We start from the raw sequence: 25,998 nt of genomic DNA on the forward strand, positions 1-25,998 counted from the left end.
ACAAGGCTCACCACAGAGTGGCACAAAGGAAACATATAACCCTATAATTATGAACTTACGAACATTCATCGAACGGCCCGTCCTATCGGCCGTTATCTCCATCACCATCGTCGTGGTCGGGATCATCGGACTGTTTACGTTGCCCGTCGAACAATACCCGGATATCGCCCCGCCAACCATCATGGTCTCCACCAGCTACTTCGGAGCCAGCGCGGAGACGTTGCAAAAGAGTGTCATCGCCCCGCTCGAAGAGGCCATCAACGGAGTGGAGGACATGACGTATATGACCTCCAGCGCCACCAACGCCGGAACGGTCTCCATCACTGTCTACTTTAAACAGGGAACCGACCCGGACATGGCGGCGGTGAACGTGCAGAACCGGGTCTCCAAAGCCACGGGACAGCTCCCCTCGGAGGTGAACCAGGTGGGTGTCACCACCTCGAAGCGGCAGACGAGTATCCTGCAAATGTTCTCGCTCCACAGCCCGGACGACTCTTACGACGAGGCTTTCCTGGCCAACTACATCAGTATCAACCTCAAGCCGGAGATTCTCCGCATCTCGGGCGTGGGCGACATGATGATCATGGGAGGCGACTACAGCCTGCGCATCTGGATGAAACCGGACGTGATGGCGCAATACCGCCTGATCCCCTCGGACGTTTCGGCGGTGCTGGCGGAACAGAACATCGAGTCTGCCACCGGATCGTTCGGCGAGAACTCCGACGAGACGTACCAATACACCATGAAGTACAAAGGCCGCCGCATCACCCCGGAGGAGTTCGGCGAGATCGTGATCCGCTCCACCGACGACGGGCAGGTGCTGAAACTGAAGGACATCGCCACCATCGAGTTAGGACAGGAAAGCTACGCCTACAGCGGAACGACGGACGGACACAACGGTATCTCGTGCATGCTCTTCCAGACTGCAGGCTCCAACGCTACGGAGGTGAACAACCGCATCAACGACTTCCTTGAAGAGGCGCGCAAAGACCTCCCCCGCGGAGTGGAACTGACGCAACTGATGTCCAGCAACGACTTCCTCTACGCCTCCATCCACGAGGTGGTGAAGACGCTGCTCGAAGCCATCCTGCTCGTGATCCTCGTCGTATACATCTTCTTGCAGGACATCCGCTCGACACTGATCCCGCTGGTGGGCATCATCGTGTCGCTCGTCGGTACGTTCGCCTTCATGGCGATGGCGGGATTCAGTATCAACCTGATCACGCTGTTCGCGCTGGTACTGGTCATCGGTACGGTGGTGGACGACGCCATCGTGGTGGTCGAGGCCGTGCAGGCACGGTTCGACGTGGGCTACAAATCGTCCTACATGGCGAGCATCGACGCCATGAAAGGCATTTCGAACGCCGTCATCACCTCGTCGCTGGTATTCATGGCGGTGTTCATCCCCGTATCGTTCATGTCCGGCACATCGGGGACGTTCTACACGCAGTTCGGACTGACGATGGCCGTAGCGGTAGGCATCTCCGCCGTGAACGCCCTGACACTGAGCCCCGCCCTCTGCGCGCTGCTGCTGAAACCGTACATCAACGAGGACGGCACGCAGAAGCAGAACTTCGCCGCCCGCTTCCGCAAAGCGTTCAACGCGGCGTTCGACGTGGTGATAGACCGTTACAAGGGCATCGTGCTCTTCTTCATCAAGCACCGTTGGCTGACGGGCGGACTCCTCGTGGCAAGTATCGCCCTGCTGGTGGTGCTGATGAATACGACGAAGACCAGCCTCGTGCCCGACGAAGACCAGGGCGTGGTGTTTGTCAACGTCAGCACCGCCGCCGGCAGTTCGCTGCGCACGACGGACGAGGTGATGAAGCGCATCGAGCAGCGCATGGAACAGATCCCGCAAGTGGAACACGTGCAGAAAGTGGCGGGCTACGGACTGCTGGCGGGCCAGGGAAGCTCGTTCGGTATGTTGATCCTGAAACTGAAACCGTGGGACGAACGCCCCGGAAAGGAAGACAACGTGCAGTCGGTCATCGGCCAGGTATACGGACGGACGGGCGACATCAAGGACGCCACCGTATTTGCCATCTCACCGGGAATGATCCCCGGCTACGGTATGGGTAACGCCCTCGAACTGCACATGCAGGACAAGACGGGAGGCGACGTGAACACCTTCTTCCAGACCACGCAGCAGTATCTGGGCGCGCTGAACCAGCGTCCGGAGATCGCCATGGCCTACTCCACGTTCGACGTCCGCTACCCGCAATGGCTGGTTGAGATAGATCCGTCGAAATGCAAGCGCTCGGGCATCACCCCCGACCAGGTGTTGAGCACCCTCTCGGGCTACTACGGCGGGCAGTACGTGTCCAACTTCAACCGCTTCTCGAAAGTATATAAGGTGATGATCCAATCCGACCCGCAATACCGCCTCGACGAAGCTTCGCTGGGCAACACCTTCGTGCGGATGTCGAACGGCGAGATGGCGCCTCTGAGCCAGTTCGTGACGCTGACCCGCACGTACGGAGCCGAGTCGCTGAGCCGCTTCAACATGTACAACTCCATCGCCGTGAACGCCATGCCGGCGGACGGTTACAGTACGGGTGACGCCATCCGTGCCGTACAGGAGACAGCCTCCACCGCCCTGCCCAAGGGCTACGGCTACGACTACGGAGGCATCACCCGTGAGGAGACGGAGCAGAGCGGCACGACGGCGATCATCTTCGGCATCTGCTTCCTGATGATCTACCTGATTCTGAGCGCGCTCTACGAGAGCTTCCTGATCCCCTTCGCGGTACTCCTGAGCGTGCCATGCGGACTGATGGGTTCGTTCCTCTTCGCCCGCCTGTTCGGTCTGGAGAACAACATCTACCTGCAAACGGGACTGATTATGCTGATCGGTCTGCTGGCCAAGACGGCCATCCTGCTCACCGAGTATGCCGCCGAACGCCGCAAAGCGGGCATGGGGCTGATAGCCTCCGCGCTGAGCGCCGCAAAAGCCCGTTTGCGCCCGATATTGATGACGGCACTGACGATGATCTTCGGGTTGTTCCCGCTGATGGTGGCGAGTGGCGTAGGGGCAAACGGTAACCGTTCGTTGGGAACGGGCGCCGTGGGCGGTATGGTCATCGGTACGCTGGCACTGCTGTTCATCGTGCCGTCGCTCTTCATCGCTTTCCAGTGGTTGCAGGAACGCATTCGTCCGATACAGGCCGAACCGACGCACGACTGGCAGATCGAGGAAGAGATCGCAGTGAGCGACCGGGAAAAGAAGGAAGCGAAAGGAGGGGCTTTGAAGGAATAAAGGGTTCTTTTCACCACAGAGGAACACAGAGTGACACAGAGGAAGACAGGTTATTGGTATGAATGATCAAAAGAGCAAGATTCACCCGGTGATACTCTACCCGGTGATACTCTGTACTACTCCGCGATACTTTACTTCGTATCGCTCTGTATGACTCCGTACCACTCCATATCACTCTGTGATACTCTGTGTTACTCTGTGGTGAAAAGAGTTCTTCCCCCGTTCAACCCTATTTATCATTAGCAGCCCCCTCCCCTCCTCTTCCACCGGAGGAACCCGGGGGAGGAAGGCTCCCATAAAACAAGCAATCATGAAAAAGTTAATCATATCCCTTGCCGCCACGCTGGCACTCAGCAGTTGCGGCATTTACTCCAAATACAAACCCGCTACCGAGGTTCCCGACGGCCTTTACGGCCAAGAAGGCGCGAATCCTTCCGACTCCGCCTCCAACCTCGGCAGCCTCCCCTGGCAGGAGGTCTTCACCGATCCTTGCCTCCGCACGCTGATCGACACCGCCCTCGTGCGCAACACCGACCTGCGTACGGCCCACCTCCGTGTGAAAGAGGCCGAAGCCACCTTGCTCTCCGCCCGACTCTCCTATCTGCCCGCCTTCTCCCTCTCTCCGCAGGGAACGGCCAGCAGCTTCGACGGCGGGAAAGCCTCGCAAACCTACTCACTGCCCGTCAGCGCCAGTTGGGAGATCGACATCTTCGGCCGGCTGACGAACGCCAAGCGGCGTGCACAAGCTGTCGTGGCGCAGAGCCGTGATTATGAACAGGCGGTACAGACGCAACTGATTGCCGCCGTCGCCAACAACTACTATACGTTGCTGATGCTCGACGCCCAGATCGAGATCTCCACCGCCACCGAAGCCGCCTGGAAAGAGAGCGTCGCCACCACCCGCGCCATGAAAGCTGCCGGAATGGTGACCGAAGCCGCCCTCTCGCAGACTGAGGCCACATACTACAATATATGTACCACCCTGCTCGACCTGCGCGAACAGCTCAACCAGGTGGAGAACGCCCTTTCGCTCCTCCTTGCCGACGTCCCCCGCACCCTTCCCCGCGGACGCCTCGCCGAGCAGCGCCTGCCGGAGAACCTTTCGGTGGGCGTGCCCTTGCAGATGCTTGCCAACCGCCCCGACGTGCGCAGTGCCGAACAGTCGTTGGCACAGGCATTCTACACTACCAACGCCGCCCGTTCCGCCTTCTACCCCTCGATCACGCTGAGCGGCAGCGCCGGCTGGACAAACTCGGCAGGTGCGATGATCGTCAACCCGGGCAAGTTCCTTGCCACCGCCGTGGCCTCGCTGACGCAGCCTTTGTTCAACCGAGGAGCGAACATCGCCCAGCTCCGCATAGCCAAAGCGCAACAGGAGGAGGCACGCCTCAGCTTCGAACAGACGTTGCTCAACGCCGGAAGCGAGGTCAACAATGCCCTGGTGCAATATCAGACGGCACGGGACAAGGCAAACTACTTCGAGAAGCAGGTGGCTTCCCTCGAAAACGCCGCCCGCAGCACACAACTGCTGATGAAGCATGGCAACACGACTTATCTGGAAGTGCTCACCGCACAGCAGACGTTGCTCAATGCGCAACTCTCGCAAGTGGCCAACCGGTTTACTGAAATCCAGGGGGTCATCACCTTGTATCAGGCATTGGGGGGAGGAAGAGAGAGGAGTTAAAAAGAGGAACTCACCACAGAGTAGCACAGAGGGAGTCAAGCCGATAACCAACGACTTGACATCCACTCTGTGCTACTCTGTGCCATTTTATGGTAACCCTCTTTTCTTTATACTCCCTTTGCAAACATTTTCATCTCAGTACCGTTGTCCCGAGATAAGAATGTTTGTAAAGACCCGATAAAGAAAGTGAGGAAGCAGTAAAAAGGAAAGAGAAGAAGAAACAAAACATCCTGCTTCATCGGACAGAGATAAAACAGGATGTAAAAAAAGACGAGGGAAGGGGGTTATGCGTTCAGTGCCTGTTCGATATCCGCTATAATGTCATCCGCATTTTCGATTCCTACGGACAGACGGATCAGGTCCGGACGGACACCGGCTTCGATCAACTGCTCGTCTGTCAGCTGCCGGTGCGTATGGCTGGCGGGATGGAGCACGCAGGTACGCGCATCGGCCACATGGGTGACGATGGCGGCCAGTTTCAACGAGTCCATGAACTTGATGGACAACTCGCGTCCGCCTTTCAACCCGAAAGAGATCACGCCGCAAGAGCCATTCGGCATGTACTTCTGCGCCAGTTCGTAGTATTTATTACCCGGAAGACCGCAATAGTTCACCCAAGCCACTTTATCGTTCTGTGCAAGGTATTCGGCCACCTTCTGTGCATTGCCGCAGTGCTGGGGCATACGCAGGTGCAGCGTCTCCAGACCCAAATTCAGCAAGAAGGCATTCTGCGGACTCTGTATACTGCCCAGGTCACGCATCAGTTGAGCGGTTGCCTTGGTCATGTAGGCACCCTTGCCGAAAGCCTTTGTATAAGTCAGTCCGTGATACGATTCATCCGGTGTGCAAAGTCCCGGGAACTTATCGGCATGGGCTTCCCAATCAAAGTTTCCGCTGTCCACGATACAGCCGCCTACGCTGGTGGCGTGCCCGTCCATATACTTGGTGGTAGAGTGCACCACGATATCCGCTCCCCATTCGAACGGACGGCAGTTGATCGGTGTCGGGAAGGTATTATCAACGATCAGGGGCACTCCGTGGCTGTGGGCAATGCGGGCAAACTTCTCAATGTCGAGCACTTCGAGCGACGGATTGGAGATTGTCTCACCAAACAGCGCTTTCGTGTTCGGGCGGAAAGCAGCCGAAATCTCTTCTTCATCGGCATCGGGGCTGACGAATGTGACGTCGATGCCCAGTTTTTTCATTGTCACCCCAAAGAGGTTGAACGTTCCGCCATAGATGGCCGACGAACAGACGAAGTGATCGCCTGCCTGGCAGATATTGAATATGGCATAGAAATTGGCAGCCTGGCCGCTGGAAGTCAGCATGGCTCCCACACCTCCTTCAAGGGCGGCAATCTTGGCAGCTACGGCATCGTTCGTCGGATTTTGCAGGCGGGTATAGAAGTAACCGCTCTCTTCAAGATCGAACAGACGGGCCATCTGCTCACTGGTTTCGTATTTAAAAGTAGTACTTTGATAGATGGGCAGCACGCGCGGCTCGCCCTTTTTCGGAGTCCATCCTGCTTGTACACACAGGGTTTCGGGCTTGAATTGTTTTGCCATAATGTTATTGAGTTTACGATTATATTGCCTTAAAAAAGTTATATCGACGCAAAAGTAGAGAAAATTATTGGTTTAAAAGGCTATCTTTGCGGGCGAAAAAGCAAAAATTCACCATAGAAGTCAAACAATTAGGTACAGCAGCCAAGCCTGCATCTTTTATACGTAGCAATATGAAAAGGAAACTCTGTCTTCTCCTGTTCTTCTGTTCCTTATTTACTGCCCCTACTTTATGGGCACAGCAGAAAGCCACTCCTAAATCCGGTGAGGGAATCTCTTCCTTCCTCCTGCGCCACAACCGTGCTCCAAAGAAATATTATGATGACTTTATCGAACTCAACAAAACCCGATTAGGCAAAAGCAGAACTCTGAAGATGGGTGTCACTTATCTGATTCCTCCCGTCAAAAAGGCATCGGACACCACTCCTGAGAAAGCATCCGAAACGGGGTCTGCACGCCGGCCCAAACGTACGGAAGTCAACGAACCGCTGTTCGGGAAATGGCTGGCTAACGTCAAGGTAACCTCCGACCGCCTTGCCGGTGCCTGTTTCTATGTGGTCAGCGGACACGGCGGCCCCGACCCCGGTGCCATAGGCCGTGTTGGTAAACACGAACTTCACGAAGACGAATATGCCTATGACATCGCCCTGCGCCTGGCACGCAACCTGATGCAGGAAGGTGCCGAGGTACGCATCATCATTCAGGATGCCAAAGACGGTATCCGCGACGAGGCCTACCTGTCCAACAGCAAACGGGAAACCTGCATGGGCTCTCCCATCCCTCTGAACCAGGTACAACGCCTTCAGCAGCGTTGCGATAAAATCAACACCCTCTACCGGAAGGATCGCAAGAAATTCAAGTACTGCCGGGCCATCTTCATCCATGTAGACAGCCGCAGCAAAGGCACCCAAACCGACGTCTTTTTCTATCACTCCAACCGCAAGGCCGAAAGCAAACGTCTCGCCAGGAATATGAAAGCAACTTTCGAATCCAAATACGGCAAGCACCAGCCCAACCGTGGCTTCTCGGGCACCGTAAGCGGACGCAACCTGTATGTTCTGGCACACACCACACCCGCCTCTGTATTCGTTGAACTGGGTAACATCCAGAATACTCTCGACCAGCGTCGTCTGGTGATCCCTTCCAATCGGCAGGCACTTGCCAAATGGTTGATGGAAGGGTTTATAAAGGACTATAAATAAAGCCGAGTCTCTTGTTTTTCTGAAAGATTACAAAAGGATGTGAACACAGCAGGAACAGATAACCGGAATGAGCTGATTAATCCTATATTTGTCTCCGGATGTAAAGTAAAACTTCTAAAGTCATTCTTATGGATCAGCTATCTTTTGTAGAATCATTCCGGACTTCTCCTTTCATTCTCACCGAAGGCGCTATTGTAGAACGTTTGCGTCACGAATTCCAGATCCCATTGGACAAACATATCGTCCATGCCGCCCTGATTTACAATGACTCTTACCGTGAGACACTGGCGGAAATCTATCGCCAGTATCTGCAAATTGCCGCAGACTTCCGCCTGCCGCTGATGCTGATGACTCCTACCCGCAGAGCCAATATGGAACAAATCGCAGAATCGGACTACCGGCATAAGAATGTATTGGCAGATAACGTATCTTTCCTTTCCAGGTTCCGCACCGGAACTTCCATTCCGGTTTACATCGGTGGGTTAGCCGGATGCCGCGGCGACGCGTACGACGGCCGTTATTGCCTGTCCGTTGAAGAAGCGATGGAATTTCATTTTCCGGCAATCCGCACGATGGCGGAGGCAGGAGTAGACTATCTGTTTGCCGGCATCATGCCTCAGCTGACAGAAGCCATCGGAATGGCCAATGCCATGGCGGCAACCGGGTTACCTTATATTATCAGTTTTATGGTATGCCGTGACGGACGCCTGATAGACGGAACCTTTATCCATGACGCCATTGATGCTATCGAAAAGGAGACTTCCACCCGGCCTCTATGTTATATGGCCAACTGTATACACCCCGATATCCTGCATCAGGCATTGCTCCATCCCCGGAATGACACTCCTCTGGTGCGTCAGCGCTTCCAAGGTATCCAGGCCAATGCGGCCAACCTCAGTCCGGAAGAACTGAACGGGTGTGAGCATCTGATTTCCTCTCCGCCGGAAGAACTGGCAGACAGGCTGATGACACTTTTGTGGGATTTCCCGTTAAAAATCTGCGGGGGCTGCTGCGGCACTAACCAGCAACATATGCGTCGTTTTGCCGAAATGCTGGCTTGCCGCCGTGACAAGATGGGGCGATAATTGTCCGTACCGGGCCTGCAATACCCCCATCACCCCTTCCTTCTGCGGTTCAGATACCTCCGCAACAGGGTAGGTGTAAAGCAAAACACTAACTGAGCCTTGCTCCATTTATAACACTGCTGAAAGACAAGCATGCCAATAGTAATAAACAAAGCGGCACCTATGGCAGCCTGCAAAGGTAACCAACGTATTCCCTCCTGTGGGATAATCAACGGTATCAGTGCCAACGCACCGGCAGGGGCAAAATACTTTCCGGTCCATTCGAAGATGGCAAACAAACAACAGATGACAGACAAGGCGACAATTGTTTCGGGCAAATGCAAATAAGAGTGTCCGACGATCTGAAAGGCAGTACCCAGACTGGCTCCGGTCACCAAAAACAGAAACACCTGCATGGGACGGTTTCTGAAGCCCGCTTTGGAATTGACAATCTCGGTAAAGGTGACAATCAACGGAGGAATAATGAAATAAGCATATCCGCAGAAAAGCGAAAAGGCAGCGACCAGAGAAACAAAAAACAGCAAAGCTCCCCAACGACAACTCTCTTTTTTCCACTCACGCTCCGGTACGGCATAATTGGTTTCTTTACGCAAACCAGCTTTTTCCATAAGTCTCTGCCCGCTGACAAGAATCACGGTAAGGAAAAATACGGCTGTCGGATAGATCCATGTCTCAGTATGCAGCAACACAGGCAGCATGCAAGCCGAAATCAATGGGATCAATGTGGTCCGGCTGAACATCAGGCAACAGGCAGCAAAGGTAAAAGCCATACATAAATTGCAGAGCAACGGCAAAGGAGAATAACGCACGATACAAACTCCTGCAACGGCTCCTGCCGTCATCATCCATATTATTTGCCAACGCCTGACTTTCCAAACTCTCTTATCAATCACCCACATCCCTATAGTGAGTGCTGCCATCTCCGGAAAAATAATTTCTTTCTCCCCTGCCCATTCCGCCAGGCCTACCATCAGAATAACCATGAAGGCAGAGAAAACGTATCTGATCTTTTTCGCTTTGTCCATAATGAAGTCTAATAAAGAACCGCAAAGATAGTGATTTTCAGAGTTAACGGTTGCAGACATAGTAAATTAACCGTAAATCCCGACCTCTATGTAATCATAATCCTCTCTTTTTTGTTACTATCTCTAAGTTTAACATCAAATCCTTATTATTATGTCCAATTTCATCCGAAAGCCGTCCGATAAACTGACGAGCAATGAACGTAAAGAGTTAGATACTTCTGAGTTCGGTATTCCTGAGTTGAGGGAGTTTCCTATCCATGACGCTGCGCATGTACGTGCGGCAGAAGCTTATTTCAGGTATGCACCCGAAGAATATAAAGCGCAATTGGCACGGAATATTCTCGCCAAAGCACACCTGTTCGGGGTGAATGTAAAGAGTCCGACCATTCTGGAATGGGCGGAGAAATGACAGGAGACAACAGAGATTTGGGTATTAAAGAATGATAAGCAGTAGAAGCAGGAGATTTAAAAAGCAAGAGAGCTTAAATTAAAAAGGTAATAGGGCTAAAAGACAGCCAATCCTTAAAAAGACAGCAAGATTTAAAAAGACAGTAAAATTTTAAAAGGGCTAAAAAGCAATAGGTTACGAATAAGCAAAGAGAATCCCGAATTATTTTCTATTTTTGTATTCGTAATGCTAATTCACTAATAAAAACTGCTGTATATGAGCTTCTCGGGATTTGTTTTTGATATGATCAGGCGCAATAAGGAAAACAGGGATCTGCTTACTTTGCGCCGGGAACGGATGAAGGACCTCCAAGGTAAAATGTACCGGAAAGGAACGCTTCAGAATCCGAATATTACTGTTGAGGAGCTGGAAAAGATAGAAAAAGCCACCCGGGAAAAAGAAAAGGCGGAAACGCAATACTATCTCCGCTCCACACTGATCTTTCTGGCTGTGTTGGCAGTACTGGCACTCCTGCTCTGGTGGATCTTTTAACAGTCGCATGGGATAAATGGTCCGGCATCGGTTACAATCCACCGTATCATATCCCCGCTTGGTTTTACCATAAGTATTTTTCCGGCAAGTAACTTTCTTATTTCTTCTTTCATATCCTTTGTGCGGGGAGCAGGGTTTGTTTTATGGATGTATTCTTGTTGTACGGCACAAAAGTAAAGAAGTTCTTTCGAATCACGGATTTATTTGTACTTTTGTTGCACCTTGACTTTACAAAGCACAAAAGAAATGGAAATCAGAAAGTTAGCTCAATCAGAAAAAAGGATGGCGATGGACCTTGCCTGGGAAGTATTTATCGAATTTGAAGGACCGGACTATCCGCAGGAAGGGACAGATCATTTCCGAAGTTTTATCGACAACACAGAAATGGTGGGAGAATTGGAAGTATACGGTGCTTTCGATGGCAACATACTTGCAGGAATGATCGCTCTCCGCAGTTCCGGCAGTCACATTTCCCTCTTTTTTGTGCGCAAAACGTATCAGCAGCGAGGCATCGGCAAGCGGCTGTTCGAGACTGCGATACGAAGCGGGCACGCAGAGACGATTACCGTCAACTCTTCTCCCTACGCCGTCGGGATTTATCGCAGTCTGGGCTTCACCGCCGTCACCGGAGAGAAAACCGAGAACGGCATCCGGTTTACACCTATGGAATATAAATCAGAACTAAAATCATGAACGCAAAAACTTATCCACGTACCAATGACTCCCAAACGATCTATCTGAATACGGTCATCCGGAATCCTAACATCACGGTTGGGGACTATACCATATATAACGATTTTGTCAACGACCCTACCCTGTTCGAAAAGAACAATGTGCTGTATCACTACCCGATCAACGGAGACCGCCTGATAATCGGCAAGTTTTGTTCCATCGCCTGTGGAGCTAAGTTCCTTTTCAACAGTGCTAACCACAGTCTGAAATCATTGTCGGGCTACACCTTCCCCCTCTTTTTCGAGGAGTGGGATTTGGACAAGAAAGATGTCGCTTCCGCCTGGGACAACAAGGGGGACATCGTCATCGGCAACGATGTCTGGATCGGTTATGAAGCCGTCATCATGGCAGGCGTACACATCGGCGACGGAGCCATCATCGCTTCCCGGGCAGTCGTAACCAAAGACGTGCCTCCTTATACAATTGTAGGCGGCACTCCGGCAAAAGAAATACGTCCGCGTTTCGACCGGGAGACCATCCTCCGGTTGCAAAGCTTACGATGGTGGGACTGGGAAGTTGAGAAGATCCGCCAAGCCCTGCCTGCCATTATGAAAGGAGATATAGAGGGGCTTGCGGCTGTGGCCGGATAATGCTTAGAGATCATAAAAGAAAGAAAAAGAAACAGTATCCAGACGGCACACGAACTTATAAAAAGAAGTATCATTACCAAACTTTCCCACCATCGGAAAAACAACCATAAGATATAAATGTTAGTTTGAATACAGCATATAAAAGAATAAAATGAAAACAGTATTTATCCTTATCTCCATGCTTTTCCCTGTCGCAGTTATGGCACAGAAAAGCGTAAAAATATCCGATGACATCAGTATCACCCAACTCTCGGACAAAGTGTACACTTATGTATCCCTCGCCGAAATCGAAGGATGGGGTATGGTACCTTCCAACGGGATGATTGTTATCAACAACCACCAGGCAGCGTTGCTGGACACACCGATCAATGACGCACAAACGGAAATGCTGGTCAACTGGGTGACAGACTCTTTGCATGCCAAAGTCACCACGTTTATCCCGAACCACTGGCACGGCGATTGTATTGGCGGACTGGGTTACCTGCAAAGGAAAGGTGTCCAATCATACGCGAACCAGATGACGATAGACCTCGCCAAGGAAAAAGGGTTGCCCGTACCGGAACATGGATTCACCGATTCACTGACCGTCAGCTTGGACGGCATGCCTCTCCAATGCTATTATTTAGGAGGCGGGCATGCGACCGACAATATCGTGGTTTGGCTGCCGACAGAGAATATCCTTTTTGGCGGATGTATGCTTAAAGACAACCAGGCGACAAGCATCGGCAACATCTCGGACGCAGACGTGACGGCATGGCCGAAAACTCTCGATAAGGTAAAAGCCAAGTTCCCCTCGGCCCGCTACGTCGTGCCCGGACATGGCGACTATGGCGGAACCGAACTGATAGAGCATACCAAGCAGATCGTGAACCAATATATAGAAAGCACCTCAAAGCCATAGCCCGAATTGTAGGCATCTACCCGGTATTCTATGAACGAAGAGGCGAGAACTTTTATCTCGTCCACAGAATGTAACGCTGGCCACAAACGAGACATAAAAATATCAATTGAACAACACAACAGATCCTTGTTTCATCTACGGCGTAGCACGGTTAAGTCTTTTTTTATCAATTGTTAAGCGTTTCTTCCCGATTATTAGCGATCTTTGCCATCAAAAAACAAACGATATGAATTGGATTATCCTAACGATTGCCGGATGCTTTGAGGTGCTGTTCACTTTCTGCATGGGGAAAGTGAAAGAAACAACCGGAACGGAAATGTACCTGTGGTTCACCGGATTCCTGATCGCAACTTTTATAAGTATGCTACTACTGGTGAAAGCCACCCAGAATCTGCCCATCGGCACAGCTTATGCCGTGTGGACAGGGATAGGCGCTGTGGGTACGGTGCTCGTAGGTATCCTTGTGTTCAGGGAACCCGCCAGTTTTTGGAGGCTCTTCTTTATAGTGATGCTGATCAGTTCAATAATCGGGCTGAAGATGGTTTCGCATTGAGGGGGAAGTTCATCCCCTCAGCACCTCCGGCAATTCCGCCAACGAACGGATCATCAGATACTCCTTCCCCGACGGATGAATCTCCTCGTGTTTCCACATCGCCTCAGCCGGTACGTGAATGGCCTGCCCACCCAATGACAGAACCGGGAGCACATCCGATTTCAACGAATTGCCCACCATCAGGAAGGATTGCGGAGCGACGTCCAGTGAAGAGATCAACCGCTGATAATCCTCCGGCGCTTTGTCGGTCATAATCTCCGTATGGTCAAAGTAATGGGCAATGCCCGAACGCTGTAGCTTCCGTTCCTGATCGAGCAGATCGCCTTTGGTTGCCACGACCAGTTTATAATCGTCTTTCAAGGTTTCGAGCGCTTCCGTCACCCCGCCGAGCAGCCGGATGGGCATCTCCAACAGCTCTTTCCCCATCTCCACAATGCGTCCGATCACTTCGGCCGGCACTCGGTTGCGGCTGATCGTCACGGCTGCCTCCACCATCGAAAGGGTAAACGGCTTAGCGCCATATTTATAGATATCCATATTCTCCATCTCTATGTCGAACAGGCGGGAGGAGACCTCTTCCGCCGTTCCATATTCACTCAGCAACCGGCAGAACTCACTTTCCACCTCGTCGTAAAACACCTGGTTGTCCCATAACGTATCGTCCGCATCGAATGCGATCACTTTTATCTCCTGCATGTCTCTCTTTTTTTAATCCCTGCAAAAATACGCTTATAAAACGAATAAACGGTCAAAGGCTTGCATTTCTCCCCACATTTAACGAATATTGCAACCGAACTTATGAATAACCTCTTAACGAGAAAGACATGACTTATACACACTTCGGAAAGCAGGCGGATGTGCTGAAACATCTCCTTTTGTGTGAACTGCTACGCATCGAAAAGCCGCAGGTCTACATAGAAACCAATGCTGCCTGCGCGCAATACACCTTGGAAAGAACGCCCGAACAGGAGTACGGCATCTACCACTTTCTGAAGAAAGTCGGAGCCGCAGAAAAAGAATGTATGCCCGAGCGTGCTGAATACCATCACCCCAAAGGGGCGCTCCGCCGATCGGCCTATTATCAGCAAGAGAGCGAAGCAATGCAGGCAAACCGCTACATCGGCTCACCCGGACTGGCAATGAATATCTTAGGAGATACGGCACGCTATATTTTCTTCGATATCGAATCGGCTCCCTTGGAGAACGTAAGCCAGTATGCCGCCACAAAGGGATTGAAAGAATGCATAAACTTGTTCAATCGTGATTCCATCGAGGGGACTCTTGAACTGCTTTCTTCCCTCCCCGCATCGTCGTTCCTCCACATCGATCTTTACGAGATAGACAAGCCCGGCAGAAATAGCCGTACTTATCTGGATGTGTTCATAGAAGCAGCCAAGGCAGGGATGCGGTGTTTCCTTTGGTACGGCTACATGACGTTGAAGGATAAACGGCATCTGGAGGAATTAATCGCCCAAAGCTTACCGGAAGCGGGTATCAGAAACGCGACAGGAGTAGAACTGACCCTGAAGATGATAAAGGAAGACATCGCAGAAAGCAACCCGGGCGTATTGGGGAGCGGCATTTTAGGAGCGAACCTGTCTGAAGAATCGAATGCGGTAATCCAAAAATATGCCGCATGGCTGGAAGAGATCTACAAAGACGCAAAGTACAAGAATCTGGATGGATCGGTGTATCTGACCCAACGATAAACAATGGGATTCATACCCGCATCGCTCCGGACGCTAAGAGCGATGAACCGGATATATACCTTTCCGGCCTGTCTTCAATTATCTTGTGCCAATTTCGAGAACCAACCCCTACCTCTTTTGTTATTACCGCATTATCTTAGATGTTTAATTTCTAAATAGTAAATTCTAATGTGTGATAACCTAAAACAACAGAAGTATGAAAAAGTTAATGTTTGCTGTAATAGCTTGCGCGATGGCCCTGTCGGGCTGCTCCTCGGAGGATGACTGCACCACCGTAAATCCCCAGCCTGAAGAAAATGCCACGGAGATCAAATTAAATGCCGGCATCCTGGGCGTGGCAACCCGTGCACCGGTGTCGACGAATGATAACATTACAGCCTCGTTCGTGGCATCCACTACCGATGGAGACTATACGACGAACGCATGGAACTCTACCGTGACATTCGTAGCCTCCCCCACACCGACGTCTGCGCTCTCTTTCAGTCCGGCACGTTATTACCCGGTGAATAGTTCGACCATCTATATCAAAGGTTACTATCCGGCAGGGACACTCGCAGGAAAGAGCGTGACACTCGCAGCCGACGGAACAGAGGATGTGATGATCACCGCCCAGGCTTCCGGAACAAAAGCGACTGCCACCCCCTTGTCGTTCATCTTCAACCACCTGCTGACGCAATTGCAGTTCAAGTTCGTATCCGGCACGGGATATCCCGCATCGGGCGTCAACGTGACCAGCCTCGTAATCAAACAACAGAAGGCACCTGCCACGTTGGACCTGAATACGGCCGCCATGACGTACACCACCAAAGATCTTACGCTTTCGGGAACCTTCCCCATCACAACGGCCGGGGCAACGGTAAGCAATTATCCGATGGTGAAAAGCGGTGAAGCCCTGTCAGTTGCCGTTACCACAAGCGACGGAGTGACCTATCCCGAAACTGCCATCTCCATAACCACCGAGGCCGGAAAGTCGCACCTGATTACGCTGACCTTCACGCCTAAAGAAATCACAGCCGCCATCAGCGTAACAGCCTGGCAGGTAGGAGGACAAGGATCATCCTCGTTACAATAATATACTTTCATAATACACAGATTGCACAGTATAAGGTTTACGCAGGAGACTGTGGAGCATGCCTGAACGGTACAGCCGAAGCCTTGCAGGATATAAGCGTTTACGCACGTGAATGTAAAGCATACCTGAACCGTACAGCCGAAGCCTTGCAGGACATAAGAATTTACACAGGAGACTGTAGAATATACCTGTCTACGCAATCTGTGCCACGCCAAAAAAGAAAGGACGATGAAACGGGCTCTCCTCACTCTGATGGGTTGGATGCTGCTCTCGCAAGGGTGCAGCTACGGAGTAGCAGACGACTGTCTGCCACCTGAAGAACCCGTGCCCATACGGATGGCAATCGCGGAAGAAAAACTGCCCACACGGGCACCTGTCACCACGATCGACGCTTCCAATCTGTCGAGTGTCGGCATTTACGCAGTCAGGGAAGGAAGTACTGCCGGGCAATATCCCTGGACACCCACGCCTTTCGCCTTAAACCTGACACCCAGTGGCATCAGCGGCAACCAGATCTCCTTCAACCCCAAGCTTTATTATCCGTTGGGAGGAAAGCGGGTCATCTTCTACGGTTACTATCCCCGCACAACGACAACGGCAACCACCGGCAACAATTACATCACCGCACCGGACAACGGCATCGCCCCCACCTACCATTTCACACTGACAGGTGCGGAGGATGTGATGTATGCCGTCAGCACTCCCACGGGAAGCACCAGCACTTCGCCCGTCAGCCTCACGTTCAACCATGTGCTGACCCAACTCCGGCTGAACACTTCCCTCCTGGGTTCGCTGTCCAGCATCAAACTGGTAGGCGTATCCAATAAAGGAACGCTTAACATCGGCAACGGAGCTGTCACTTATGACAGCTCCGTAACAGACATTGCACTGACTATTCCTCTATTGGGGTCAGTGACCGATGCCGTGATGGTTCCCGCCGGCGTGGCAAGTTATAAGGTGGAAGTCGTCCTATTGCTTTCGCTGCTAAAACGAACGTACCTGGTGAAGCCCACTTCCGGCACTTTCCAGCCGGGAGTGATTTATACGATTAGTCTGTAAGAAGCAGAGCAACCCTGAAAGGAAGTTTGCGTTTCATTCTCCAAGACTTTTTATATCCCAACGATTAGAATCCAATTCACCATAGAGTAACACGGAATCTCACAGAGTTTTTATCAGTATAGTCAAGCAAGAGAAAGAAAGCCTCTATGTACCCTGTGGGGAGTCAAGCAATACGATTTCACAACAGAAGGCACAGAATTCTAATTTACTACTTATCCGGATATGTAAGAAAGAAAAGTTTCTTTGTGAGACTCTATGTTACTCTGTGGTAAAAAAAGTTCAGAACAACCCTGAAAAGAAGTCAGTCCTTCATTCTCCAAAGCTTTTTGTGTCCTTTTCATTACGAGAAGAGCAACGACAGAAAGTTAGCCTCCTGCTCCCCGTCTTCGGAGTTGTGGATACAACCGTTTTCCGCCAGCAAGTCGCGATACATCAGGCAGAGCCGCATAGGTGAATGATAAGGTTCATACGTACTGGCGGGAAGTTGTGATACCATATGCAACGCATCGGCCATCTTCATAGCCGCCCGTTTACTCTCCTGTATCTGTCGGAAGCACTCTTCCCGTTCTTCCCGGCTTCCGGCATTCACCATCCGCGACGCAAGCTCTTCCATCGCCTGAAGAGGTCCCCGAAGTTCCCGGCTGACATGGGAAAAAAAAGCGGAACGCAACCGATCCGCCTGTTCGGTACGTTCTTTCCCGATATGCAGTCGATTCATCTCCATCACCTGTGCGGTAATATTCTTGACATATCCTTTGAGGTAATAAAACCCGTTGCCGAGCGGTTGGCAGGTCACGACATGATTTTCGAGATAGAAGTCCTCTCCATTACCATGCACTTTATAGCGAATACCCTCCTGAGGAGGACGTCCGGCATGGAGGGCAGCCATAAATTGAGTGACTATTTGTGCATCTTCCCCATTCATCAGTTTCAGATAATCCAATGGATCCACATACTGTAATTCGTCGTGCCGGTGTATCGTATCGGCAAATCCAATGTAACGCAATTTCCCCGTTTCGGTACTGTACGTCCACATACCGACCCCTGCCACTTTCAGCATTTCCAGTAATACCTTCTCCCTAAAAAGGGCATCAAGGCTCTCTTTCCGATGTTTTTTCGTCATTCCGTAATGATTATGAATAAGATGGTTTTGAGTTGTTTTATAATTAAATCTATTATATAGGTCTATTATCCGATCAATTGCATAGTACTACATCTGGAAGATGTTTGCTGGATTACAACAATTGGGAAAAGAAAAAGTTCGGCATATATTAAGTTAAAAGCATCCTATAAAAAGAATGGGTGTGTGTCGAAACTCACCACAGAATGACACAGAGTGAATTTCAAGTCATTAATTATCCATATTGATAATCTGTGAAAATCCGTGCAATCCGTGGTGAAAAGACTTTCGACACAGCCCCATCCGTTCTTTACTTTAAGAGAGTATCACTTATCCCGGTACTTACAGCAACCGGGCAAGGTATCATAAACAGCCTTATCGGCTTTGTATTTATCGGTATCATGACCAACTTTAGCAATAGCTTTGGCTACGGCATCTGCAGAGGTTTTAGATGGATCAAACTGTAAGTGAATCATTTGTTTTTCCTGATCCCAGTCTGCCGTCCGGACACCGGGAACACGTTTAGCAGCTGTTTCAATACGCTCCTTGCACATACCGCAGGAACCATGAACAGTGAACATAGTATGCTCATTGTTCTGAGAGCCGGCATGACTGTCATGCGTACCAGACATATTATGTCCTCCATGTCCGACCATCGGAGCAGTACCCGAACCGTTCTCATTCATCATGGAGCGTTTGCCCTCAAGCTGCGCACTGGCATCAATAGAGAAAACTCCGTTAGTAACAATCTCTTCACCATCAGAAAGTCCATCGAGAACCACATAGGCTCCACCAAGGGAAGGACCAAGAGTTATCTCACGCATCAGGAAGGTGGGAATATCCGTACCAGGCTGACGTACATAGACCACAGCACGCTTACCAGTCCAGAGAATGGCAGTTTGGGGAACAATAATCTGATCTTTATAACCTTTCAAAGGGGCAGAAACCCGGGCAGTGGCATACATTTCAGGTTTCATCTCCTGAGCGGAATTAGCTACATCCACGCGAACACGGGCAGTACGGGTGGTAGCATTGATGATAGGATCTATGAAGGAGATGCGACCGGAAAACTTCTTACCGGGAAAAGCAGAAAGAGTGAATTCCACGAGGTCCCCCTTGGTAAGGAACGGAAGGTCTGCCTCAAAAGCATCGAAAACAGCCCATACACGGGAGAGATTAGCTATGTCAAAAAGTACACTGCCTTGTGAAACATAGTCCCCCTGATTGATACGCTTGGCTATGACGATACCACTCGTATTAGATTTGATTTCTACCATAGGAGATGCCTGACCGGAATCGCGGATGGCATCGATCTGGGCATCTGTCAGATTCCAAAGACGAAGTTTCTCACGCGCAGCCTGCACAAGGGCAGGTTGCTGCATGTGGATGGCCTCAAGTAATTCCTGCTGGGCAGTAAATAACTCAGGCGAATAGAGAGTTGCAAGGGTTTGTCCTGCACGTACAGTCTCACCGGTAAACTCAATATTAAGTCGCTCGATACGCCCGCCAACATAAGCAGTCTGTGACTGAAGACTACGTTCGTCAGGAATAATCTTACCGTACAAACGAACCTGTTTCACAGGATTACTCCGGCTGACACGGGTGGTCTGGACATCAGCAAGTGCCATAGCCTCTTCGGACATCCGAATGGCATTGGGATCGATAGCGTCATCACTTCCGGAGGCTACATTCTTCTTGAGAGGGATCAGATCCATACCGCAGATAGGACATTTACCCGGTTTATCCTGACGAATCTGAGGATGCATGGAACAGGTCCAGACACCGGATTCGTCCTGTACAAGGTCATGGGATGATCCGTGAGTGTCGTGAATAGGAGGTTCAGACAGTATCCCTTCGGTAGTTCCCGATGAAGAGGAAGGACTGAACAAAAGCCACCCCAAGATAAAGCCGGCAAAGGCTATCAATGGATAAAGTACTTGCTTTTTACGAAGAATATCTGATATCTTTTTCATATGGTTATCTTTTTTAGTGGTTCTATATCTATATTATCAGCGGGCTATTAGCTTTTCCATAGCCGCTACCATAGTATTATAAGCCGCTATAGCTTCACTTTTTTTCAGTTTATAATCAAGCATCTGGCGTTCCACCTGGATGACGTCAGTCAGCGACTGACGCCCGGCGGAAAATTCACGTACCATCAGCTGCCACGTGGAAAGTGACAAAGAGTACTGCTGTTCGTAGAGCAACACTTTACGGGCAGCATCATCAAGTTGCTGACGGACATTTATATATTCGGCCTGCAACTGGTTTTGTATATTGTCACGCTTCAATTCACTTGCCACGCGGTAATTATGGCTCTCCCGTTGTTGTGCATTGTATTTACGTCGGAACAAAGGAAGACTGATTTTTAACATCGGCATTACCATATCCTTACCATTCATGTCGGGCATCCCCATGGGATCGGCCACCTTGTTGACCAAAGAGTATTGCAGTCCGATACCGATCATAGGATAACTCATACGACGCTCCATTTTTGCTTTGGCACGAAAAGCTTCACCTTCTGCCTCGAGCATAGTAATCATAGGGTTATGTGTAAGAATGCTGTCGATCAGAATATGCTCATCTATGCGGTAGAAACGCTGTGTCAAAGAGTCAGGTACATGGACAGGAGCATCAGACGGCTGGTTGAGCAGGGCATTAAAGCGAGCCTCAGCAGTCAGACGGGCGGACTGAAGAGTGGCAAGGTTATCTTCCAGTTCTGCACGTTCCATCTGGATACGAAGAACATCGGACATGCTACCGGTAGCAGTACTCCCCATCGATCCTCCACCCATACCAGACATGCCACCTGAAGAAGTACCGATTGAAGTTCCAGAAGCGATGGCAGACGCCGCATTTCCCATTCCTCCCATACCGGCCATGTCGTTACCGGAAGCTGACGCAAGTGGCATCGAGGAAATCGATTTAGCAGCAGCAGAAGAAGAAGAAGATGAGACAGACAAAGAGGTTGCCTGTGCCGACGAAGCAGAAAAACGATTCAGCGCCAATTGTTCAAGCTGACGGAGAAGATGAATATTAGTCTTCATCGTGCGATATTGCTCATTGAGGTTACAGAGCTGATACCACTGGGCTTTGACCTCATACCAAAGGTTGTTGCGAGTATCACGAAACTGTTCATAGGCCATACGTGCCATCTCGGAAGCCTCACCACGGGCTGCTTTACGGGTACCGAACCAAGGGAACATTTGCATCAAGGTGAAGTCGGCCACCTGTTTACCCATCAAGGTTTCCATGGGTTTGATAAAAAAGCCGATCTCTAATTCGGGATCGGAAAAGGCACCTGCCTGAGGAATCTTCTCCAATGAAGCTTTATAGAGCATGAAGTCCGCATTTACTTGCGGATTATTGCGGGCAGCCTGTTCCAGATAAACCGGCAAGCTATCGACCGGTTGCTGTCCTTCGGTAGGTGAAGCGGATTGCCGCGCAGAAACGGGAATAACAGCGGGACAAAGCAAAATATTAATTGCTATGACCAATGGATATTTATATTTTCTGTTCATTATTATATGATCGTTTACTTATGAAATACTATTATGCAAAAAGGTGAGACTTACCCGGGGGGTATATAGCCCCCATATGTGGGGAGTATACGGACCCCATATGCGAGGGGTACTCAGCCCCTATATATTATGGGGGGATACTACTCACCGTATGCTCCTTTCCGTTTCTTCTCCCGTCTACGCTCCACCGCCTCACGCCACCAGCATTGCAGCACCGGAACCACAAACATCGTCATCGACTGTATCAGCATCCCCCCAAACGTCGGGATAGCCATCGGAACCATGATATCCGCCCCTTTTCCGGTGGATGTCAGCACGGGAAGCAGCGCGATCAGCGTCGTCGCCGTCGTCATCGCCGCAGGGCGGACACGCTTCAATCCGGCCTCGACCACCGCCTCACGGATATCGTGTCGGGTCCTCGGGTCACGCTCCAGAAAGACGTGATGGATGTACGTCCCCATCAGCACCCCGTCGTCCGTAGCCACGCCGAAGAGGGCGATGAAGCCCACCCAGACCGCCACGCTGAGGTTGATGGGGTGCATCTGGAAGAGATCCCGCATGTTCTCACCGGCGATGCTGAAATTCATGAACCACGGTTGCCCGTAGAGCCACAGCAAGATGAACCCGCCCGCGAAGGCGACAAACACGCCGGAGAAATGGATCAGCGAAGCCGTCACCGTGCGGAACTGGAAGTAGAGCACCAGCAACACGATGAGCAGCGCCAGCGGGACGACAATCATCAGCCTGTCCGTAGCACGCTGCTGCTGCTCGTAGTTCCCGGCAAACTTATACGAGACGCCCTTGGGCAGCACCAGTTCGCCGCTCTTCACCTTGGCGTCGAGCATCGCCCCCGCCTCGTGCACCACGTCCACCTCGGCACGACCGGAGAGCTTGTCGAAGATGACGTAGCCCACCAGGAACGTGTTTTCGCTCTGGATCATCTGCGCGCCGCGCGAATATTCGATGTCCGCCAACTCCTTGAGCGGCACTTGCGCCCCGGTGGCGGTGGGAACGAGCAGCATCGAGAGCGCCTCCGGACTGTCGCGCAGCTCACGGGCATAGCGCAGCCGGATGGGGAAACGCTCGCGGCCTTCCACCGTGCGGGTGAGCGCCATCCCTCCCACGGCAGCTCCGAGCACCTCTTGCAGGTCACCTACCGCTACACCGTAGCGTGCCATTGACTCCCGGTTGAGCTTAATCTCGAGGTAAGGAGCGCCCACCGCCCGGTCGTAGAACACGGACGAGGGGATGACGGACGGAGACGACTTCAATGCCTGTTCGATCAGCTTACCCCCCTGCTCGATGTCCTCCAGCGTGGGGCCATACACCTTCACCCCCATCGGCGCCCGCATGCCTGTGGAGAGCATCACGAGCCGCGCCTCGATGGGTTGTAGCTTCGGCGCTGAAGTCAGCCCCGGCAGGTGGGTGACGTTGACAATCTGTTGCCAGATGTCGTTGGCGTTCTTGATCTCCGGCCGCCACTGGCGGAAATAGTCGCCCCGGGGGTCGGCCACCAGGCTGTCGGCAGGCAAGAGGCGGAAACCGTCGGCAGGATTATACGTGCCCCCGTCCTTCAACACGAACGCCCCGTCCCCGTCCACCCGGAAACGTGCCCGCCGCCCGTCCTCGTTGAGGATATATTCGGGACGGTAGTTGATCGTATTCTCGAACATCTGCACCGGCGCCGGGTCGAGGGCGGAGTTCACCCGCCCCCACTTGCCGATGGCCGTCTCCACCTCCGGGATGGCGGCCAGGCGCTTGTCGAGTTTCTCCACATAGTCCAGGTTCTGCTCGATGCCCGCATGCGGCATGCTGGTAGGCATCAGCAGGAAAGAGCCTTCGTTCAGGCTCGGCATGAACTCCTGCCCGACGCCCCGCCAGATGAAGAACCCGCAGACAACTGTCGCCACGGGGATCATCATAAACTTCCAACGGTTGGCCAGGCACCAGCGCAGGATGCGTTCGTAGAAGATGACCAGCGCCCAGAGCATCGCCAGGATGATAGCCACGCAACCGGCCACGAAGAGCACGTTCACCGTCAGCCCCCGCCCCGGTCCCATAGGCAACCACTCTTCGGAGAGGTAGAAGAGCGCCACGAGCAGGGCGATGGCGATGTTGACGTAGTTGGCTATCTTCGGATTCTTCCAGCGCCCCGCCAGCAGATTGTTCACCCCTACCGCCGTCAGCCCCAGCGCGGGGATGCTGCCGTAGATAGAGCACAGCGCGACGCCCATCCCGATCAGCACGTAATTCATCCCCCGCCGGATCATCTTCGAGTCGATCCGCACCGAGAAGAGGAAATAAGCCAGTGTCGGCAACAGGATCAGCCCCAGCACGAAAGCCGAAGCCAGCGCGTACGTCTTGGTGTAAGCCAACGGCGAAAACATCTTCCCCTCCTGCGCCTGCATGGCAAACACGGGCAGGAAACTGACAATCGTCGTAATCATCGCCGTAGCGATTGCCCCCGACACCTCGCTCACCGCCTTGTATATCAGTCCAGCCAGCGCCTTCCCCTTCGTAATCCCCCGGTTCTCCGGCATCTCCATATACCGGATGATGCTCTCGACGAACACCACCCCCACGTCCACCATCACCCCGATGGCGATGGCGATACCGGACAGAGCCACGATGTTCGCCTCAATCCCCGTGTACCGCATCAATATAAATGTAGCCAGCACCGCGATGGGCAGCATGCTCGCAATCACCACCGACGCCCGCAGGTTGAGCACCAGCACGATAATCACGATGATACAGATCAGTATCTCGTGCGAAAGGCTCGACTCCAGCGTGCCGATCGTCTCCTTGATCAGTCCCGTCCGGTCGTAGAAGGGGACGACGGTCACCTTCGATACCGTCCCGTCCGCCAGCGTCTTTTGCGGCAGACCGGCATCCATCTCATGAATCTTCTCCTTCACGTTGTCGATCACTTCCAGTGGGTTCGACCCGTAGCGGGCAATCACCACGCCGCCCACGGCCTCCACACCTTCCTTGTCCAGTCCGCCGCGCCTCGTGCCCGGCCCGATGTTCACGAAAGCGATATCGGAAATGCGCACCGGCACCCCCTCCCGGACGGTGACGACGGTGTTCTCGATGTCCGCCACATTCTTCACGTAACCCAGCCCACGGATCAGGTATTCCACCTTGTTCACCTCCATCGTTTCGGCGCCGATGTCGAGGTTGCTCTTCTTCACGGCGTTCATCACGTCCATCACCGACACGTTGAACGAGTACATCGCGTCTGGGTTCAGCTCTATCTGGTACTCCTTGACAAACCCGCCCGCGGATGCTACTTCGGACACGCCCTCGGCGGCGGACAGGGAGTACTTCACATAAAAGTCCTGTATCGTCCGCAGTTCCTCGGCGTTCCAGCCTCCGGTGGGTCGTCCCGTTTTCGGGTCGCGCCCCTCCAGCGTGTACCAGTAGATTTGCCCCAGCGCCGTAGCGTCCGGGCCCAGCGTAGGCTGCACGTCCTCGGGCAGCGTGCCCGGCGGCAACGAATTCAGTTTCTCCAGGATGCGCGAACGGCTCCAGTAGAACTCGATATCATCCTCAAAGATGATGTAGATAAACGACATCCCGAACATGGACGAGCTACGGATGGTTTTCACCCCCGGTATGCCCAGCAGCGAGGTGGTGAGCGGGTATGTAATCTGGTCTTGGATGTCCTTGGGCGAACGTCCCATCCATTCCGTGGCCACAATCTGCTGGTTATCACCGATGTCGGGGATGGCATCCACCGGGATCGGGTTTCTCGGCACGATGCCCCCATGCCAGTTGAAGGGTGCGGTAGAGACTCCCCAGACCACGACCAGCGCCAGCAGGAGCATGGTTATTACCCTGTTTTCGAGGAAATAACGGATTATTTTGTTGATCATATAGAAAGATATTTATTGTATAATAGTAAACACTTGGAATGCCCAAAAGGATATGGGAATCCCTGACAGAATGTCCCAGAGAATAGGATATTCCCTAATGAAATGCATC

The 25,998-nt window shown here is 52.1% G+C and carries 20 protein-coding genes; 13 read left to right on the forward strand and 7 right to left on the reverse strand.

Going from position 1 to position 25,998, the window contains the following annotated elements:
• Nucleotides 1-49: 49 nt before the first annotated feature.
• On the forward strand, nt 50-3,259 hold the full coding sequence (locus tag R3O62_RS20950; RefSeq protein WP_188520963.1) for an efflux RND transporter permease subunit: 3,210 nt from the start codon (nt 50-52) through the stop codon (nt 3,257-3,259).
• A 310-nt stretch (nt 3,260-3,569) separates the two neighbouring features.
• A complete protein-coding gene (locus R3O62_RS20955) occupies nt 3,570-4,943 on the forward strand; it encodes a TolC family protein (RefSeq protein ID WP_188520962.1) in 1,374 nt (457 codons plus the stop codon).
• A gap of 284 nt (nt 4,944-5,227) precedes the next feature.
• On the opposite strand, the gene R3O62_RS20960 is transcribed toward R3O62_RS20955, so the two are convergent.
• Nucleotides 5,228-6,508, reverse strand: coding sequence for an O-acetylhomoserine aminocarboxypropyltransferase/cysteine synthase family protein (locus R3O62_RS20960; protein WP_005782776.1), 1,281 nt, complete (start codon nt 6,506-6,508; stop codon nt 5,228-5,230).
• A gap of 170 nt (nt 6,509-6,678) precedes the next feature.
• On the opposite strand from R3O62_RS20960, the gene R3O62_RS20965 reads away from it, so the two are divergent.
• Together R3O62_RS20965 and R3O62_RS20970 are read left to right on the forward strand one after the other, a co-directional pair.
• The gene (locus R3O62_RS20965; RefSeq protein ID WP_317472477.1) at nt 6,679-7,707 is read left to right on the forward strand and encodes an N-acetylmuramoyl-L-alanine amidase; all 1,029 of its coding nucleotides are present in this window, start codon (nt 6,679-6,681) and stop codon (nt 7,705-7,707) included.
• Between the two features lie 128 nt (nt 7,708-7,835).
• Entirely contained in the window at nt 7,836-8,792 is a 957-nt protein-coding gene (locus tag R3O62_RS20970; RefSeq protein WP_317472478.1) for a homocysteine S-methyltransferase family protein, read from the forward strand.
• Nucleotides 8,793-8,821: 29 nt separating this feature from the next.
• Here the strand turns inward: R3O62_RS20970 and R3O62_RS20975 are convergent, their stop codons facing one another.
• Nucleotides 8,822-9,817 carry a hypothetical protein gene (locus tag R3O62_RS20975; RefSeq protein WP_032539508.1) on the reverse strand — a complete coding sequence of 332 codons (996 nt, stop codon included), beginning with the start codon at nt 9,815-9,817 and terminating at the stop codon, nt 8,822-8,824.
• A 151-nt stretch (nt 9,818-9,968) separates the two neighbouring features.
• Between R3O62_RS20975 and R3O62_RS20980 the strand changes: the two genes are divergently transcribed.
• The 6 genes from R3O62_RS20980 (at nt 9,969) to R3O62_RS21005 (ending at nt 13,533) form a co-directional block, all read left to right on the forward strand.
• Nucleotides 9,969-10,226 (forward strand): hypothetical protein, encoded by a 258-nt coding sequence (locus tag R3O62_RS20980; protein ID WP_022011586.1) that lies wholly within the window; start codon nt 9,969-9,971, stop codon nt 10,224-10,226.
• Between the two features lie 255 nt (nt 10,227-10,481).
• Nucleotides 10,482-10,757: a hypothetical protein gene (locus R3O62_RS20985; RefSeq protein ID WP_005780965.1), complete on the forward strand. Its 276-nt coding sequence runs from the start codon at nt 10,482-10,484 to the stop codon at nt 10,755-10,757.
• 246 nt (nt 10,758-11,003) lie between these two features.
• Nucleotides 11,004-11,450, forward strand: coding sequence for a GNAT family N-acetyltransferase (locus tag R3O62_RS20990; protein WP_269109862.1), 447 nt, complete (start codon nt 11,004-11,006; stop codon nt 11,448-11,450).
• The gene (locus R3O62_RS20995; protein WP_005808058.1) at nt 11,447-12,079 is read left to right on the forward strand and encodes a CatB-related O-acetyltransferase; all 633 of its coding nucleotides are present in this window, start codon (nt 11,447-11,449) and stop codon (nt 12,077-12,079) included. The genes R3O62_RS20990 and R3O62_RS20995 overlap by 4 nt, the downstream gene beginning before the upstream one ends.
• 151 nt (nt 12,080-12,230) lie before the next feature.
• A complete protein-coding gene (locus tag R3O62_RS21000) occupies nt 12,231-12,980 on the forward strand; it encodes a subclass B1 metallo-beta-lactamase CfiA/CcrA (protein ID WP_005808062.1) in 750 nt (249 codons plus the stop codon).
• A gap of 226 nt (nt 12,981-13,206) precedes the next feature.
• Nucleotides 13,207-13,533, forward strand: coding sequence for a DMT family transporter (locus R3O62_RS21005; RefSeq protein ID WP_005780971.1), 327 nt, complete (start codon nt 13,207-13,209; stop codon nt 13,531-13,533).
• 9 nt (nt 13,534-13,542) lie between these two features.
• Here the strand turns inward: R3O62_RS21005 and R3O62_RS21010 are convergent, their stop codons facing one another.
• Nucleotides 13,543-14,229 (reverse strand): HAD family hydrolase, encoded by a 687-nt coding sequence (locus R3O62_RS21010; protein ID WP_015083751.1) that lies wholly within the window; start codon nt 14,227-14,229, stop codon nt 13,543-13,545.
• 128 nt (nt 14,230-14,357) lie between these two features.
• Here R3O62_RS21010 and R3O62_RS21015 point away from each other — a divergent pair, with 128 nt between their 5' ends.
• The 3 genes from R3O62_RS21015 (at nt 14,358) to R3O62_RS21025 (ending at nt 17,373) form a co-directional block, all read left to right on the forward strand.
• A complete protein-coding gene (locus tag R3O62_RS21015) occupies nt 14,358-15,242 on the forward strand; it encodes a hypothetical protein (RefSeq protein ID WP_269109863.1) in 885 nt (294 codons plus the stop codon).
• A 196-nt stretch (nt 15,243-15,438) separates the two neighbouring features.
• Nucleotides 15,439-16,314 (forward strand): fimbrillin family protein, encoded by an 876-nt coding sequence (locus R3O62_RS21020; protein WP_269109864.1) that lies wholly within the window; start codon nt 15,439-15,441, stop codon nt 16,312-16,314.
• Nucleotides 16,315-16,542: 228 nt separating this feature from the next.
• Complete coding sequence (locus tag R3O62_RS21025; protein ID WP_269109865.1) at nt 16,543-17,373, forward strand: fimbrillin family protein; 831 nt, start codon at nt 16,543-16,545, stop codon at nt 17,371-17,373.
• A 340-nt stretch (nt 17,374-17,713) separates the two neighbouring features.
• Here the strand turns inward: R3O62_RS21025 and R3O62_RS21030 are convergent, their stop codons facing one another.
• The 4 genes from R3O62_RS21030 to R3O62_RS21045 form a co-directional block, all read right to left on the reverse strand.
• Entirely contained in the window at nt 17,714-18,496 is a 783-nt protein-coding gene (locus tag R3O62_RS21030) for a sensor histidine kinase (protein WP_186992998.1), read from the reverse strand.
• Between the two features lie 323 nt (nt 18,497-18,819).
• Nucleotides 18,820-20,466 carry an efflux RND transporter periplasmic adaptor subunit gene (locus R3O62_RS21035; protein WP_188520802.1) on the reverse strand — a complete coding sequence of 549 codons (1,647 nt, stop codon included), beginning with the start codon at nt 20,464-20,466 and terminating at the stop codon, nt 18,820-18,822.
• 36 nt (nt 20,467-20,502) lie between these two features.
• Nucleotides 20,503-22,014: a TolC family protein gene (locus R3O62_RS21040; protein ID WP_394854544.1), complete on the reverse strand. Its 1,512-nt coding sequence runs from the start codon at nt 22,012-22,014 to the stop codon at nt 20,503-20,505.
• Nucleotides 22,015-22,154: 140 nt separating this feature from the next.
• Entirely contained in the window at nt 22,155-25,889 is a 3,735-nt protein-coding gene (locus R3O62_RS21045; protein WP_317472481.1) for an efflux RND transporter permease subunit, read from the reverse strand.
• Nucleotides 25,890-25,998: the final 109 nt, after the last annotated feature.

The sequence above is a fragment of the Bacteroides hominis genome (assembly GCF_033042785.2).
Lineage (GTDB): Bacteria > Bacteroidota > Bacteroidia > Bacteroidales > Bacteroidaceae > Bacteroides > Bacteroides hominis.